The sequence below is a fragment of the Streptomyces sp. NPDC001204 genome, from assembly GCF_053598035.1.
In genome coordinates this window covers 257790-271185 of the sequence record NZ_JBSFJL010000003.1, presented here as the reverse complement: position 1 = coordinate 271185, position 13396 = coordinate 257790, and the positions used below count along the sequence as shown (strand labels likewise).

The window sequence follows — 13396 nt, the reverse complement described above, 5'->3', positions numbered from 1 at the left end:
GCCATACCTGGAGCGCGCGCATGACTGGGATCGTACCGACCCCGGGCCCGTGACCGCGAAACGATTACGCACGGTCCACGGTCGGTCGCGGTCGTCCGCGTCAGTCGCGGTCGTCCCCGCCGCACGCCTCCTCGAAGTAGTCCGTGTCCTTGGCGTTCTCCTGCAACGACTTCATCAGCCGGTCCCGCTCCTCGTCGTCCACCTGCACGGGTACGACGCCGGAGGCTCCCGTGAGCCGGCGGAAGCCGCCGCGGCTCTCCAGCCGTCCGACCACTCGCACGGGCAGGCCGACCAGATGGGCGTGCCCGGCGATGCGGTAGTCCTCCTCGTCCAGGGTCGCGCGCACGTACGGCACTTCCGCGCCCGCGAGCACCCGCAGCCGTACGGTGCCCTCGCCGCGCGGCTGCGCTCTGCGGAGCCGCACCACGGTGCCGGTGATCCGCGCGGGCACCGACGGTTCGGCGTGCAGATAGCGGGCGCCCGCCTCGCGCAGCACGGGCAGGTCGCCCGGCGAGAACTCGACGGCCTCCGCGGCGGCCGCGCAGGCCTCGGGGACGCCCGCGGCGGGCGCCCACTCGACGGCGACGCGCGCGCCCTCGGTGCCGCGGACGAGGGCGGCGACGGCCTCGGTGAGCTCACGGCTGGCGCCCGCGCGGACGGCGCCGTCGAAGGCGTCCATGGCGCCGGTGGCCCGGCGGTAGTCGACGGCCTCGCGGACGGCGTACAGGGCCTGGTGGAGGCATACGGCGAGGGGGCGTACGGGGTCGACGGGGACGAAGGCGGTCAGGCCGCGGCCGTCGGCGGCGGAGCCGACGAGGACGTGGTCCAGGCACGCGGCGGCCGTACGCCGGTGGCGGGCGCCGTGGTAGCCGGCACGCGCGCGTGTGGCGAGCGCGGCGGCGAGCAGCATCTGCCGGGCGGCGCCGCGCAGCCGTTCCTCGACGGTCCAGCCGGCGGCGTCGGCAGGCCCCTCCGGCACGTCCCGCCACCAGCGGATCTCGTCGCTGGGCAGGCTGAGCGCGACCAGTACCTCGCGCGCGGAGGGCGTGCCGCTGCGGGCGAGGGCGTCCAGTGCCTCGCCGAGCAGGTCGTCGCTGTCGGGGAAGGCGCGGCTCTCGGGCACGAGCAGGCTGGTGCCGGCGCCGCCGGGGCCGGGCGGGGTCCAGCGGCCGTAGCGGCCGGCGGCGCCGCCGCGCCGCGCCCAGCCGTGCCGGCGCAGCAGGGCCCCGAGGACTGCGGGGTCGACGTCGGAGGGCGCGGGGAGGCGGCTGCGGTGGGCGTCGACGGGGTGCGGCCGCACCGGTCGCAGCGGCTCGTCGAGGGGGCGGTGCGTCATGGTCTGCCTCCCGTCCCGACCCGCGTCATGATCTCGCACAGGGCCCGGTCGTCGAAGATGCGCGAGGTCGGGATCCGCACGGTGGTGCGGTGCCGGCCGGTGACGGGGTGGCCGGCGAGGTTGACCCAGTAGCAGCAGTGTCTGAGGTCGAGCCGGTCGTGGCCGGCGCGCAGCCACTGGTCCTGCGACCGGGGCACGATCATCACGACGAGGATCTTGTGCACCGAGACCGGGGTGCGGGCGAGTTTCGTCAGGTGGGCGTTGTCGAGCGTGAAGGAGAAGAACCGGCCCGGGGGGTTGGGCGGTACCTGGTAGGTGCACTTCAGCTGCACCTTGATGGTCACCTCGTCGTCGACGGTGTGTCCGGGGGCGCTGTGGCTGACGTGCCAGTCGATGCCGTTGTCGGGGAAGGGCTGCGACAGCGAGCAGCCGGCCGCCGCGGCGACCGCGTGCAGATAGCCCACCTGAAGTGTCTCCATGCAGGCGGTGGTGGCGAGTGTGCCCCGTGGGGCGCTCGCGCGCTCGGGCAGCAGCCCGCCCCGCTCGGGCTGCGCCATCACCATGACCAACAGCCTTCCACGATTGGTGAATCCCCGCTGCGGGCGCGTGAACTGCAAAGACCCGCACTCCTGTTGTGTCCTTCCGGCGTACGGCGCAAACAGCCCGGGTATCACCAAACGGGCAGAAGGCGAACGCAGGAGACGCCGCGTCAGCTGCCCTGGTGGACCGAGGAGTTGTGGGCGTATGACGTGCTGGTACGAGGGGCCTCTGGCCGCCTTCGACACGGAGACGACGGGCGTCGACGTCGAGACCGACCGCATCGTGTCGGCCGCCGTCGTCGTCCAGGACGGCCCCGGCTTCCGGCCGCGGGTTCACCGCTGGCTGGTGAACCCGGGCGTGCCGGTTCCGGAGGCGGCGACGGCGGTGCACGGGCTGACCGACGAGCATCTCCAGCGCAACGGGCGCTGGCCGGCGCCGGTGGTGTACGAGTTGGCCGAGGAGCTGGCGGAGCAGGCCGCTCTGGGGCGGCCGCTGGTGGTGATGAACGCGCCGTTCGATCTGACCCTGCTGGACCGGGAGTTGCGCCGCCATCGGGCCTCGTCGCTGGAGCGCTGGTTCGAGGCGTCGCCGCTGCGGGTGCTGGATCCGCGAGTGCTGGACAAGCATCTCGACCGCTACCGCAAGGGCAGGCGCACCCTCACCGACCTGTGCGCGCACTACGGCGTGGCCTTGCAGGACGCGCACGACGCGGCGGCGGACGCCCTGGCCGCGCTGGAGGTGGTCCGCGCGCTCGGCCGCCACTTCGCGGCCCGCCTGGAGCGGCTGACCCCGGCGGAACTGCACACGCTGCAGACGGGATGGCACGCGGCGCAGGCCCGCGGTCTTCAGGCGTGGTTCGCGCGCAGCGGGACGGAGGAGACGGTGGACCCGTCGTGGCCGCTGCGTCCGGACCTGCCGGCGGCGGCCGCGTAGACATGTGCAAGGCCGGTCCGCATGTGCGGACCGGCCTTACCCGGTGGGCGATACTGGGTTCGAACCAGTGACCTCTTCGGTGTGAACGAAGCGCTCTCCCACTGAGCTAATCGCCCGGGAACGCACTGAACCATACAGGCCTGCGAGGCGTTCGTTCAAACCGCTTCCAGGTGGGCGGCCAGTCCGCGTCGTCCGGCTCGCATCATCAGCCGGTGGTTGGCGCGGAAGAAGGGCCGGCCGGGCACGGCGAGCCGCCTGAGCAGCGGTTTGTTCACGTCGACGACCTGGTCGTAGCGGGCCAGGGTGCCGGTGCCGTGCGCGGTGAGCGTCCAGCGCGCCCAGCCGTCGACGTCCCCGGTGAGCGCGGCCTCCAGGACTCCGGCGGCCGGGTCGCGGCGCACCTCGCGCGCGGTGAAGGCCAGATCGTGGGGCAGGAGGGAGCGGATCCGGATGACGGCGGTGGCCGGGTCGGTCCGGGTCACCTCGCGCACCTGCCGCCACCAGCGCGGGTAGTCCTCGACCCGCTCCAGCGCCCGGTGGACGGCGTCGGGCGGTGCGGGCAGGGTCCACCAGGTGCGGAAACGGTAGTGGGTCCAGTCCATGGGACGAGTCTGGCCCACGCCCGCCGGTCCGGGATCTCTCCTTCCGTATCCATGAAGAAAGGTGACGGTGTTTTGGAAAAGGGTCCGGGGATTTTCTCCGGCGGTGGCGTCCGGCACTTCTCCCGGAATGGGACATAGTCCCGGAAGTCGGCCTTCTCCTTGATCCTCAAATACTTCTTCGGGAGGAACGGGACGGAGATGGTCGACTTCTCGGCGCGTTCGCCGGCGCTCCACTCAGAAGTAACGGATCGTCACCGCGCTCTCTGGCGCCCCAGGCATACGCCGGCGGCCCGTCCGCGTGATCGCAGACGGGCCGCCGGTTCCGGGTGGGCGATACTGGGTTCGAACCAGTGACCTCTTCGGTGTGAACGAAGCGCTCTCCCACTGAGCTAATCGCCCGGGCACAGAGAGAACATTACCGCATGTCAGGGGATGCCCGGGACCACGGCCCGGCGAGCACCGGATGCCGCCCGCCGCGCTCAGCGGCCGCCGACGTCCCAGGGCGGCACCAGGCCGAACCTCCAGACGTACACCCCGACCAGCGCGGCGACGATCACCAGGCCGATCAGGGTAAGCGCGATGTTGCGGCGGCGCACCTCGGGGTCGAGGGCCTGCTGGGCCGCCTCGGTGACCTTGCGCTTGGTCCAGCGCAGCACGAGCTGGGCCCAGACGAACTCGGTGGCCCAGATCGCCATGCCGCCGAAGATCACCAGCCAGCCCGGTCCGGGCAGCACGAGCATGACGGCGCCGGCGATCACGACCAGGAGTCCGACGAGGAAGATCCCCGCCTGCCAGCCCAGGTGCAGCACGCGGCGTGACCGGACGAACACGGGAGCCCGCGACCCCAGCCCCCGCCGGTCCGGCACCTCGCCGGCCTCCGCCTCGGCCTTCGCTCGTCCCGGCGCCTCGGCCGGCTTCTCCGGTTCGTCACTCCCCGTATTCATACGTTTCAACCGTACCGGACGAGAATCCGGTCACCGGAATGGGCGTACCGTACGAACACGCCCTCGGCCGGAAGAGTTACGTAAAGCCAAGCAAAACACTCAGAGGGGTTTACAACGGCACCGTAGGTGGCATGTCGATTTCGCCGACGTGCGAATCCCCGAGCGCACACTGAGCGAAAGGCCATGGCGCTTATGAACACCACGGTCAGCTGCGAGCTGCACCTGCGCCTCGTTGTATCGAGCGAGTCCTCTCTGCCTGTCCCCGCAGGCCTGCGGTACGACACGGCCGACCCCTACGCCGTGCACGCCACCTTCCATACCGGAGCCGAGGAGACCGTCGAGTGGGTGTTCGCCCGCGACCTCCTCGCCGAGGGGCTTCACCGACCCACGGGTACCGGAGACGTCCGTGTCTGGCCTTCGCGCAGCCATGGCCAGGGCGTCGTGTGCATCGCCCTGAGCTCTCCGGAGGGCGAAGCCCTGCTCGAGGCCCCTGCGCGGGCCCTGGAGTCCTTCCTGAAGCGAACGGACGCGGCCGTGCCCCCCGGCACGGAACACCGGCACTTCGATCTGGATCAGGAGCTGTCGCACATCCTCGCGGAGAGTTAGGAGCAGGCCCGTCGAAACCCTTCAAGCTGCCCGTCGCCGTCCACTCGGGGAGACGGCTCGGGTCAGGACAACCGCATACGCGAGCACACCGGCACCGGTCTCCCGCGGGGGCTGGTGCCGGTGTGCTCGCATGGCCGCAGCGGCGGCGCCGTGAGCTGCTCGGGGGCGCGTGGAGCCACTACCATCGGCCTGCATCGGCGGGCGTGTGCCCGATCCCCAGGCCAGGGAGCGAAACGTGCTGATCACCCACGACACCCGGTGCGCGCTGGACACCGTGGTGGATCTGGTGAACACCGCACCGGAGGATGACGGAGCACCGGACGGGCTGGCGGACGTCGCGGCGCTCGCGGATTTCGTGGCGAACCACAAGATGAGCGATGTGGGTGTGCTGTCGGAGTTCGATCTCTCCGCGGTGCGCAGGATCCGCGGCCGGTTCGCGGGGATCTTCGCGGCCCCGGACTGCCGGACGGCCGCGGGCATGATCAACGAGCTGGTGGCCGCCGCGGGCACCACGCCCCGGCTGACGGACCACGACGGGTACGACTGGCACGTGCACTACTTCGCGCCCGGTGCCTCCGTGGCCGATCACCTGGCCGCCGACTGCGGGATGGCACTCGCGTTCTTCGTGGTGGCCGGGGAGCGGGAGCGGCTGCGGCGCTGCGAGGCTCCCGACTGCCGGCGTGCCTTCGTCGATCTGTCCCGCAACCGCTCGCGGCGGTACTGCGACAGCCGTACGTGCGGCAACCGTCTGCATGTGGCCGCCTACCGGGCGCGCCGCAAGGAGGCGGCCGGCTGAGCCGGGGGGCGGGTGACGGACCTGTCCGGGCCGTCCCGGTGCCGCGTCGATGGTTGTCGTGGTCCCCGGCGGGTGACGCCGAGGACCCACGGATACGGCTCACAGCAACAGCAGGTCGTGCAACGAAGCCATGAGCAGCAGACACCCGATCACCGCAAGGAAGATCATCAGCGGCGGCTGGGATAGGGCGAAGAGACATCCGCGCGGCTCGTCCTGCTTCGGCGCGGACTCGCTCTGTGTCGTGTCCACCATCTCGGGGCGATGATGACGCAGCCGCCGCGGCTGACGCGATCAACACACCAGGATTGTGCGGGAGTCAGCCGGATTCCGTGATCTTCGGTCCGCTTCGGCGCGGACCGTGATCACTTACGGGCGCACCCATGATCACCGTCATATGCCGTGCTTCTTCAGGATCGCCTCGATGTCGCTGAAGTCGTCCTCGCTCCCGGACGCCGCCGGCTTCGCGGCGGGCCGGCCGGAGGTGCGGGCGGCCGGTCCCAGGGACGGCGCCGACGCCGCCGGAGCCACCGCTCCCCGCTCCGCCGTCCGGGTCGTCTCCTTGCGCTCCTTGCGCGTGCCGCCACGGCGGCGCTCCACCGCCCGGGTCGTCGCGAAGAGCAGCCAGGCGGCGCCGAGCAGGCCGAATCCCGCCCAGGCGGTCGGGCTGAGGGCGGTGTCGGCCAGCCAGCCGACGATTCCGGTCATCGCCAGGCCGACCGGGATCAGGGAGTAGGCGGCGATACGGGCCGCGGCGAGGAAGCGCCGCCGGTACGCCGTGACGGCGGCGATGCCCAGGCCGGCCGCGGAAACGGCGGAACATACGGTCTCGGCGATCATCCGGTCCTCCAGGCAGGCTCACCGGTCGGGGTGGTTCGTCCCTTCCATCCTGCACCGCCCACCGCCGGGGAGGCCATGTTCCGGGCGGACTTCAGGGGGATCTCCGGGTCGTCTCCTCCGCAGGTCCCGGTGGGGCGTACGACGTGTGATCCCGGTTGGGGCGCCCGCGGGGGGCCTGGGAGACTGTCCCCATGAGCGACTCCTCCCCCGCCCACGTCCCCGTCCCGGTCCTCGACGTCTGGTGCGAGCTCCAGTGCCCCGACTGCCGTACCGCGCTCGACGACCTGCGTGCCCTGCGCGCCCGGTACGGCGACCGGCTGGAGCTGCGGCTGCGGCACTTCCCGCTGGAGAAGCACCAGCACTCCTTCGCCGCCGCGCAGGCCGCGGAGGAGGCCGCCGAGCAGGGGCAGGGGTGGCCGTACGTGGAGGCGGTGCTGGGCCGGGTCGAGCGGCTGGCCCGCGAGGGCGAGCCCGTCCTGATCGAGGTGGCCCGTGAACTGGGCCTGGACGCCGAGGAGTTCGACACCGCGCTGATCGACGGCCGGCACATCCTGATCGTCGACGCCGACCAGGCCGAGGGCAAGGCGATCGGCGTGACCGGCACGCCGACGTACGTGGTCGGGGGCGAGCGCCTGGACGGCGGCAAGAGCCAGGAGGGGCTGCGCGAGCGCGTCGAGGAGATCGTGGACCGGCTGCTGGCCGAGGCCGGGCAGGGGAACTGACCGGCCCGTCCGTCGCCCCCCCCGTTCGCACGGAGTGCCGAAGCGGTTCCTCAGAGCAGTTCCTTGTAGACGGCCCGCTGCACGGGCTGGTAGCCGAGGGACTCGTACAGCCGCTCGGCCGGGGTGTTGCCCGCGAAGACGTTGAGGCCCAGGACACGTCTGCCCGCGGCCAGCGCCTGGGCCTCGGCCAGCAGCATCAGGGAGCGGCCGTGGCCCCGGCCGCGGAAGCGCTCGTCGGCCTCGACGTCGTAGACGAAGGCCCGCTCCTCGGTGATCGCCAGCCACAGCGTGCCGACCGGGGTGCCCTCGTGCTCCAGGACGCTGAGCACCATGCCCGGGGTGTCGGGGCCCTGGGGCAGCAGCCGGGCGTGGTCCTCCTCCGACTTGGCCCATGCCTCGTCGGCGGGCACACCGCGGTCGATCCAGCTCTGCGCGTAGCCGCGCCTGCTGTCCTCGAGCCACGGGCCGTACTCGGCCGGGGTCATGGGCCTGCCCCGACTGCCGGCGGGCAGTTCGGGCGCGGTGGCGTCCAGCCGCTTCTCCATGGCGCGGTTGCGTTCGACGTAGCCGAGCGCCGTGACCAGCCGGACCGCGGCCTCGGCGTCGGCGGGCACGGAGGCCTCGATCCGCTTGCAGCCCCAGCCGCGCACCACCTCCTCGGCGGCGAGCGCGGCCACCGTGCCGCGGCCCCGGCGGCGGTCCGGTTCGTCGATGTGCAGGTCGAGGACCCTGGCGACGGAGGGCCCGAAGACGGGGTGCGTGGCGAGGTGTATCCCGCCGACCGGACGGCTGTTCACGCACACCTGGTAGCGGCGTGAACGGGTTCCGTCGGCGTTCTGCTGCAGCGGCTCGGTCGGCCGCAGGGTCGTGGTCATCAGGGATGTTCTACCCGCTGCGGCACGATGCGGCAGCCGGATTATGGCCCGCGTGTGCGGATCCGGACCGCCGTGTCAGAACGAGAGGCCCTAGGGGTCCAGTCGGTGTGCCGAGCGTTCGTCGAAGACGCGCATGGCCTTGGCGGTCACCGGACCCGGGGCGTCCGGCAGTTCGCGGTCGTCGACACGGTGCACGGCCTGGATGTCGCGCAGGGTGGAGGTGAGGAAGACCTCCTCGGCCCGGCTCAGGACGTCCAGCGGCAGGTCGGTCTCCTTCGCGCCCGTCCACTCGATCGCGAGGGCGCGGGTGATCCCGGCGAGGCAGCCGGAGGCGAGCGGCGGGGTGTGGATCTCCCCGTCGAGGACGACGAAGACATTGGAGCCGGTGCCCTCGCAGAGCCGTCCGACGGTGTTGCCGAACAGGGCCTCGGTGGCGCCGTGTTGGTGGGCGCGGGCGAGCGCGACGACGTTCTCGGCGTACGAGGTGGTCTTCAGGCCGGTGAGCGCGCCGCGCTCGTTGCGGGTCCAGGGCACCGTGACGGCGGCGGTGGAGTCGGGGCGGCGGGTGGTCTCGCCGAGGGCGACCAGCAGCGTCGGGCCATGGTCCCCGCGGTCGGAGCCGAGGGGACCCTGACCGCCGGTGTAGGTGATGCGCAGCCGGCCCAGTGGCATCGGGTTGGCCTCGAGCACGGCGGCGCAGGCGCGGCGCACCTCGTCGTGGTCGGGGTCGGGCAGGCCGAGGCCGCGGGCGGACCGGGTGAGCCGGTCCAGGTGGCGGGTGAGCGCGAACGGCTTGCCGTCGAGCGCCTTCACCGTCTCGAAGATGCCGTCGCCCACGGTCAGCCCGTGGTCGAACGCGGAGACACGGGCGGACTCGATGTCCCGCAGCGCGCCGTCGAGCCAGATCTTCACCGTTGCAGTCCCTCTCCACTTTCCTCGTACGTGCCTGACGCTATCGCGAGCAGCCGGGCCGCCTTCAGCTCGGTCTCCCGCCACTCGCCCTCGGGGTCCGAGTCCCAGGTGATCCCGGCTCCGGCGCCGAAACGCAGGACGGGCGTGTCGGCGGCGCGGTCGATCCAGAAGGTGCGTATGCCGACGGCCAGCTCGCCCGTACCGCGGTCGGCGTCGACCCAGCCGATACCGCCGCAGTAGGGGCCGCGGGGCACGGTCTCCAGCGCGTCGATGATCCTGACGGCGCTCGACTTGGGGGCTCCGGTGATCGAGCCGGCCGGGAAGGCGGCGTCGAGCAGCTCGGGCCAGCCCGCGCCCTCGCGCAGCTCGCCGCGGACCGTGGAGACGAGGTGGACCAGTCCGGGGTGCTTCTCGACGACGCACAGGTCGGGGACGGTGACGCTGCCGGTGGCGCAGACGCGCCCGATGTCGTTGCGGACCAGGTCCACGATCATCACGTTCTCGGCGTAGTCCTTGGCCAGGAGTTCCGCCTCGGTGCGGGCGGTGCCCTTGATCGGGCCGGACTCGACGGTCCGGCCGTCGCGGCGCAGGAAGAGCTCGGGCGACGCGGTGGCGATCTCCACCCCGTGCCCGGGCAGGCGAATCGTTCCCGCATACGGTGCCGGGTTGCCGCGGGCCAGTACGGCGGTCAGGGCGTCCACGTCGGCGTCGGGGGCGACCGGCGCGCCGAGCACGCGGCAGAGGTTCACCTGGTAGACCTCGCCGGTCGCGATGTGCTCGCGGATGCGGCGCACGCCGGCCGTGTACGCGGCGTGGCCGAGGGAAGAGGTCCAGTCACCGGCCGCCGGGCCGCGCCACCGGCCCGGGACGGGAGCGGGCACGGGCTCCTCCCGCACGTCACGGAAGCGGGCGCAGGTCAGCCGGCCCTCGTAGTCCGCGGCGACGGCCCAGAAACCGCTGGAGTCCAGGGCCGCGGGATCGCTGGTGACATCGGTCAGGCCGGTGGCGACACGGTCGCCGAAACGGGCAAGAGGAGGCAGGTCGAGCACGCCGTCGAGTCTATGGCGGGCGCCGTCCCGGGCGGTCCGGGCGTGTCGTTCCGGGCCCCCGGCCGGGTCGCCGAGCGGGCGCAGCGCAGCACGCTGCGCAAACGCGTTTTTGTACTGGCCCGGGAATCCGCTAGAGTTCAACACGTCGCCGGGCCGCGCAAGCGGACCGAAACGACAGGCGGACGTAGCTCAGTTGGTAGAGCGCAACCTTGCCAAGGTTGAGGTCGCGAGTTCGAGCCTCGTCGTCCGCTCGCAGGAAGAGGGGATCTCCCGGATCTCCTGTACTCCTGGTGGAGTGGCCGAGAGGCGAGGCAACGGCCTGCAAAGCCGTCTACACGGGTTCAAATCCCGTCTCCACCTCCAAGGACGATTAGCTCAGCGGGAGAGCGCTTCCCTGACACGGAAGAGGTCACTGGTTCAATCCCAGTATCGTCCACTGGATCTGCCGAAGATCCTTACCCGCGCGATTAGCTCAGCGGGAGAGCGCTTCCCTGACACGGAAGAGGTCACTGGTTCAATCCCAGTATCGCGCACGCGGATCGTGATCCCTACCCGTGATCATGATCTTGAGGACGATTAGCTCAGCGGGAGAGCGCTTCCCTGACACGGAAGAGGTCACTGGTTCAATCCCAGTATCGTCCACACACCAGGAAGCCCCCGGCCGTCGCGCACGGCCGGGGGCTTCGTCGTTCCATGCGACCGGGGCCGGGACGCCGGGGCACAAGACAATGCCGGCGCAGCTCCCCAGCTGCGCCGGCATTCTGCCGTCCGCCGCACCCCCGTCCCCACGGGGTTTCATGGGTGGATGTCCCCGCCCGGACCGCTCTTCCGGGCCTGGGGTCGCCGCTCAGCGCCCCAGCATCACACCCACGGACGACGCCTGTGTGGCCACCGTGTTCCAGCCGTCGAAAACGAGCAGGAGCAGGGCCGCCAGGGGAAGGGCCATCAGCGTCGCCACCAGGGGGTGGCGGCGGCCCGTACGGTGGGGCGCGTGAGGCGCTCCTGTGCGCGGAGCAGCGTCCGCGGTGCCGTCAGGGCCATGGTCCCTCTCCTGACCGTCTCGGTTGTCGTTCGCAGCGGCGGGTGCTTGACCTCGGGGGACGAGTGCCGCACCCGCCGCTTGACCTCAAATCTAGGCGTGCGGCGCATCCGGGGCGTCATGCCCTCGTACCGATTGGAGGGCCTCCCGGAGGATGAGCCGTGCGCCGGGGACTACTCCCCTGGGTGGAGACATGGCTCCGGGCCTCGGGGTCTTCCCGGAGGGGTCGCCCGCGGCACCGCCGCCCTCACCGGTCCGCCGGATGAGCCGCCCCCGCTGTGCGTGACTTCGCTCACCTCGGCCGCACCCCGGCGCGGGGCCTGCCCACCCCGGCGGCGGGGCCCGTCCGCCCCCGGCCTCCACGGTTGCCCGGCACAGGTCCAACCTCCTTCCCCCGGCGGGTGGTTGGGATCTTGCAGCAACACAAGACGGGCTCGCCCCAAGCATGTTGACCGCCTGTCAAATCCGCTGTCTCGCGCGGACAATCGATCGGGTCGAGAGGGCGCGGCCTCTGCGCGCAGGCGGTCCCGGATACGTAAGCTGTGGCTCGTCACAGGGACCGGGCAGCGGGGATGAACATGGCGATGATGCGCCTGAGGCGCGAGGACCCGCGCGTCGTCGGCTCGTTCAGGCTTCACCGACGGCTCGGCGCGGGCGGGATGGGCGTGGTCTACCTGGGCTCCGACCGGAAGGGCCAACGCGTGGCGCTGAAGGTCATCCGGCCGGATCTGGCGGAGGACCAGGAGTTCCGCTCGCGGTTCGCGCGCGAGGTCTCGGCGGCGCGGCGGATCCGGGGCGGGTGCACGGCGCGGCTGGTGGCCGCGGACCTGGAGGCGGACCGGCCGTGGTTCGCCACGCAGTACGTGCCCGGGCCCTCCCTGCACGACAAGGTGGCCGAAGAGGGTGCCCTGCGCGCGGCGGAGACGGCGGCGATCGGGGCCGCGCTGTCCGAGGGGCTGGTCGCCGTGCACGAGGCCGGGGTGGTGCACCGGGATCTCAAGCCCTCCAACATCCTGCTGTCCCCCAAGGGGCCGCGGATCATCGACTTCGGCATCGCGTGGGCGACCGGCGCCTCCACGCTCACGCACGTCGGCACGGCGGTCGGCTCTCCGGGCTTCCTCGCCCCGGAGCAGGTGCGCGGCGCCGCTGTCACCCCGGCCACCGACGTGTTCTCACTGGGGGCGACCCTGGCCTACGCGTCGACGGGCGACTCGCCGTTCGGGCACGGCAGTTCCGAGGTGATGCTGTACCGCGTGGTGCACGAGGAGCCGCAGCTGCACGGCGTGCCGGACGCGCTCGCTCCGCTGGTCCGGGCGTGTCTGGCGAAGGACCCCGAGGAGCGCCCCACCACGCTGCAGTTGTCGCTGCGCCTGAAGGAGATCGCCGCGCGCGAGGCTCAGGACCTGGACGAGGCACGACCCCCCGCGCCGCGTGGAGCGGAGGCCGAGCGGTCGACCGGACCCCTGGTCGACAGCTATCCGGGACGCCGGCGAACCGGTCAGCCCGAGCAGGCGCGGGGCCGGCGGCGTCCGCCGGGCACCCCCGCCCCACAGGGCTCGGTGCCTCCGTCGCGGGGCGGCACGTCGTCCCGCACGGGCGGCTCGTCCCGGGGCGGCGGTCCCTCCCGTACGGGCGGTTCGCGCCCGGCACCGGCGTCCCGGGGCGGTTCGCGCTCGGGCAGCGGCAGCCGTCCGGTGCGGCGTGACGGCACCGGGCGGACGGGGCCGCGCGGCACGTCGAGCGGCCTGCGGCCCGCCAATCCGAGGCTGCTGCGGCAGCGTCTGATCGTGTTCGTGGTGGTGACGCTGCTGGTCGCGCTCGGCATCGCGGCGGCGCAGGGCTGCCAGGGGCCCGCGCGGGGGCTGGGCGGCGACGGCCACGGCGTCCGGGAGCAGCGGCACGGGCAGACGACGGAGGCACCGTCGCCACGGCAGCCGTAGGGGCCGGCGGGAGTCGCCGGGGTGGATCTCGGGGGTCGGGTGTCGGGGGTCGGGCGGGTGCAACGCTCGTCGGGCTCGTTGGGCGGCGGGTGCTATGGCTCGTCGGGCGGGGCCCACGGCTGAGGACGACTCGTCGCCGCCTGAAAATCGACCGCGACCGCGGCGGCCGTAAGGGCCGGCGGGAACCGCCACGGGCGTTGGGCCGGGCGCCCGGCGATCCCTCGGCTCATCGAGCCGGACCCCGACCCGCCCGGCAAGGCCTACG

At 72.4% G+C, this 13396-nt stretch carries 14 protein-coding genes, 7 tRNA genes and 1 pseudogene; 10 read left to right on the top strand and 12 right to left on the bottom strand.

Annotation, left to right across the window (positions count from 1 at the left end; genetic code table 11):
• Window positions 1-100: 100 nt before the first annotated feature.
• Complete coding sequence (locus ACWC91_RS06700) at window positions 101-1336, bottom strand: hypothetical protein (RefSeq protein ID WP_450641384.1); 1236 nt, start codon at window positions 1334-1336, stop codon at window positions 101-103.
• On the bottom strand, window positions 1333-1899 hold the full coding sequence (locus ACWC91_RS06695; protein WP_225076214.1) for a DUF4365 domain-containing protein: 567 nt from the start codon (window positions 1897-1899) through the stop codon (window positions 1333-1335). Before ACWC91_RS06695 ends, ACWC91_RS06700 begins: the two co-directional genes overlap by 4 nt.
• Before the next feature lie 181 nt (window positions 1900-2080).
• Here ACWC91_RS06695 and ACWC91_RS06690 point away from each other — a divergent pair, with 181 nt between their 5' ends.
• Window positions 2081-2809 (top strand): 3'-5' exonuclease, encoded by a 729-nt coding sequence (locus tag ACWC91_RS06690; protein WP_225076213.1) that lies wholly within the window; start codon window positions 2081-2083, stop codon window positions 2807-2809.
• 44 nt (window positions 2810-2853) lie between these two features.
• Here the strand turns inward: ACWC91_RS06690 and ACWC91_RS06685 are convergent.
• The 4 genes from ACWC91_RS06685 to ACWC91_RS06670 all read right to left on the bottom strand — a co-directional run bounded on the left by ACWC91_RS06685 (window position 2854) and on the right by ACWC91_RS06670 (window position 4355).
• Window positions 2854-2925 (bottom strand) — tRNA-Val (locus ACWC91_RS06685).
• 39 nt (window positions 2926-2964) lie between these two features.
• Window positions 2965-3411 (bottom strand): SRPBCC family protein, encoded by a 447-nt coding sequence (locus tag ACWC91_RS06680; RefSeq protein ID WP_225076212.1) that lies wholly within the window; start codon window positions 3409-3411, stop codon window positions 2965-2967.
• A gap of 327 nt (window positions 3412-3738) precedes the next feature.
• A tRNA-Val gene (locus ACWC91_RS06675) sits at window positions 3739-3810 on the bottom strand.
• A gap of 80 nt (window positions 3811-3890) precedes the next feature.
• Window positions 3891-4355 (bottom strand): TIGR02611 family protein, encoded by a 465-nt coding sequence (locus tag ACWC91_RS06670; protein WP_281157064.1) that lies wholly within the window; start codon window positions 4353-4355, stop codon window positions 3891-3893.
• 192 nt (window positions 4356-4547) lie between these two features.
• On the opposite strand from ACWC91_RS06670, the gene ACWC91_RS06665 reads away from it, so the two are divergent.
• Complete coding sequence (locus ACWC91_RS06665; protein WP_004002642.1) at window positions 4548-4961, top strand: SsgA family sporulation/cell division regulator; 414 nt, start codon at window positions 4548-4550, stop codon at window positions 4959-4961.
• 235 nt (window positions 4962-5196) lie between these two features.
• Window positions 5197-5757: a CGNR zinc finger domain-containing protein gene (locus ACWC91_RS06660; RefSeq protein ID WP_225076210.1), complete on the top strand. Its 561-nt coding sequence runs from the start codon at window positions 5197-5199 to the stop codon at window positions 5755-5757.
• A 99-nt stretch (window positions 5758-5856) separates the two neighbouring features.
• Here the strand turns inward: ACWC91_RS06660 and ACWC91_RS06655 are convergent, their stop codons facing one another.
• Together ACWC91_RS06655 and ACWC91_RS06650 are read right to left on the bottom strand one after the other, a co-directional pair.
• Window positions 5857-6009, bottom strand: a complete 153-nt coding sequence (locus ACWC91_RS06655) for a hypothetical protein (protein WP_172633024.1) — start codon at window positions 6007-6009, stop codon at window positions 5857-5859.
• Between the two features lie 138 nt (window positions 6010-6147).
• The gene (locus ACWC91_RS06650) at window positions 6148-6594 is read right to left on the bottom strand and encodes a hypothetical protein (protein ID WP_225076209.1); all 447 of its coding nucleotides are present in this window, start codon (window positions 6592-6594) and stop codon (window positions 6148-6150) included.
• 191 nt (window positions 6595-6785) lie between these two features.
• Here ACWC91_RS06650 and ACWC91_RS06645 point away from each other — a divergent pair, with 191 nt between their 5' ends.
• Window positions 6786-7316: a DsbA family protein gene (locus ACWC91_RS06645; RefSeq protein WP_225076208.1), complete on the top strand. Its 531-nt coding sequence runs from the start codon at window positions 6786-6788 to the stop codon at window positions 7314-7316.
• Between the two features lie 50 nt (window positions 7317-7366).
• Here the strand turns inward: ACWC91_RS06645 and ACWC91_RS06640 are convergent, their stop codons facing one another.
• The 3 genes from ACWC91_RS06640 to ACWC91_RS06630 all read right to left on the bottom strand — a co-directional run bounded on the left by ACWC91_RS06640 (window position 7367) and on the right by ACWC91_RS06630 (window position 10152).
• Window positions 7367-8191, bottom strand: coding sequence for a GNAT family N-acetyltransferase (locus ACWC91_RS06640; protein WP_281157066.1), 825 nt, complete (start codon window positions 8189-8191; stop codon window positions 7367-7369).
• Window positions 8192-8281: 90 nt separating this feature from the next.
• Window positions 8282-9103, bottom strand: a complete 822-nt coding sequence (locus ACWC91_RS06635) for an aminotransferase class IV (protein WP_281157067.1) — start codon at window positions 9101-9103, stop codon at window positions 8282-8284.
• Entirely contained in the window at window positions 9100-10152 is a 1053-nt protein-coding gene (locus tag ACWC91_RS06630; RefSeq protein ID WP_281157068.1) for a chorismate-binding protein, read from the bottom strand. The genes ACWC91_RS06635 and ACWC91_RS06630 overlap by 4 nt, the downstream gene beginning before the upstream one ends.
• A gap of 178 nt (window positions 10153-10330) precedes the next feature.
• Here ACWC91_RS06630 and ACWC91_RS06625 point away from each other — a divergent pair.
• The 5 genes from ACWC91_RS06625 to ACWC91_RS06605 all read left to right on the top strand — a co-directional run bounded on the left by ACWC91_RS06625 (window position 10331) and on the right by ACWC91_RS06605 (window position 10794).
• Window positions 10331-10403, top strand: a tRNA-Gly gene (locus tag ACWC91_RS06625).
• Between the two features lie 38 nt (window positions 10404-10441).
• Window positions 10442-10515, top strand: a tRNA-Cys gene (locus tag ACWC91_RS06620).
• Window position 10516: 1 nt separating this feature from the next.
• Window positions 10517-10588 (top strand) — tRNA-Val (locus ACWC91_RS06615).
• A 25-nt stretch (window positions 10589-10613) separates the two neighbouring features.
• A tRNA-Val gene (locus ACWC91_RS06610) sits at window positions 10614-10685 on the top strand.
• 37 nt (window positions 10686-10722) lie between these two features.
• Window positions 10723-10794, top strand: a tRNA-Val gene (locus tag ACWC91_RS06605).
• Between the two features lie 205 nt (window positions 10795-10999).
• On the opposite strand, the pseudogene ACWC91_RS06600 reads toward ACWC91_RS06605, so the two are convergent.
• Window positions 11000-11193: pseudogene (locus ACWC91_RS06600) on the bottom strand (hypothetical protein).
• 570 nt (window positions 11194-11763) lie between these two features.
• On the opposite strand from ACWC91_RS06600, the gene ACWC91_RS06595 reads away from it, so the two are divergent.
• Entirely contained in the window at window positions 11764-13131 is a 1368-nt protein-coding gene (locus ACWC91_RS06595) for a serine/threonine-protein kinase (RefSeq protein ID WP_225076204.1), read from the top strand.
• Window positions 13132-13396 lie beyond the last annotated feature (265 nt).

What these genes read in the sequence shown, in the direction of transcription:
- ACWC91_RS06700 (WP_450641384.1), bottom strand. Translation starts at nt 1,336, where the DNA reads ATGACGCACCGCCCCCTCGACGAGCCGCTGCGACCGGTGCGGCCGCAC.
- ACWC91_RS06695 (WP_225076214.1), bottom strand. Translation starts at nt 1,899, where the DNA reads ATGGTGATGGCGCAGCCCGAGCGGGGCGGGCTGCTGCCCGAGCGCGCG.
- ACWC91_RS06690 (WP_225076213.1), top strand. Translation starts at nt 2,081, where the DNA reads ATGACGTGCTGGTACGAGGGGCCTCTGGCCGCCTTCGACACGGAGACG.
- ACWC91_RS06680 (WP_225076212.1), bottom strand. Translation starts at nt 3,411, where the DNA reads ATGGACTGGACCCACTACCGTTTCCGCACCTGGTGGACCCTGCCCGCA.
- ACWC91_RS06670 (WP_281157064.1), bottom strand. Translation starts at nt 4,355, where the DNA reads ATGAATACGGGGAGTGACGAACCGGAGAAGCCGGCCGAGGCGCCGGGA.
- ACWC91_RS06665 (WP_004002642.1), top strand. Translation starts at nt 4,548, where the DNA reads ATGAACACCACGGTCAGCTGCGAGCTGCACCTGCGCCTCGTTGTATCG.
- ACWC91_RS06655 (WP_172633024.1), bottom strand. Translation starts at nt 6,009, where the DNA reads ATGGTGGACACGACACAGAGCGAGTCCGCGCCGAAGCAGGACGAGCCG.
- ACWC91_RS06650 (WP_225076209.1), bottom strand. Translation starts at nt 6,594, where the DNA reads ATGATCGCCGAGACCGTATGTTCCGCCGTTTCCGCGGCCGGCCTGGGC.
- ACWC91_RS06645 (WP_225076208.1), top strand. Translation starts at nt 6,786, where the DNA reads ATGAGCGACTCCTCCCCCGCCCACGTCCCCGTCCCGGTCCTCGACGTC.
- ACWC91_RS06640 (WP_281157066.1), bottom strand. Translation starts at nt 8,191, where the DNA reads ATGACCACGACCCTGCGGCCGACCGAGCCGCTGCAGCAGAACGCCGAC.
- ACWC91_RS06595 (WP_225076204.1), top strand. Translation starts at nt 11,764, where the DNA reads ATGAACATGGCGATGATGCGCCTGAGGCGCGAGGACCCGCGCGTCGTC.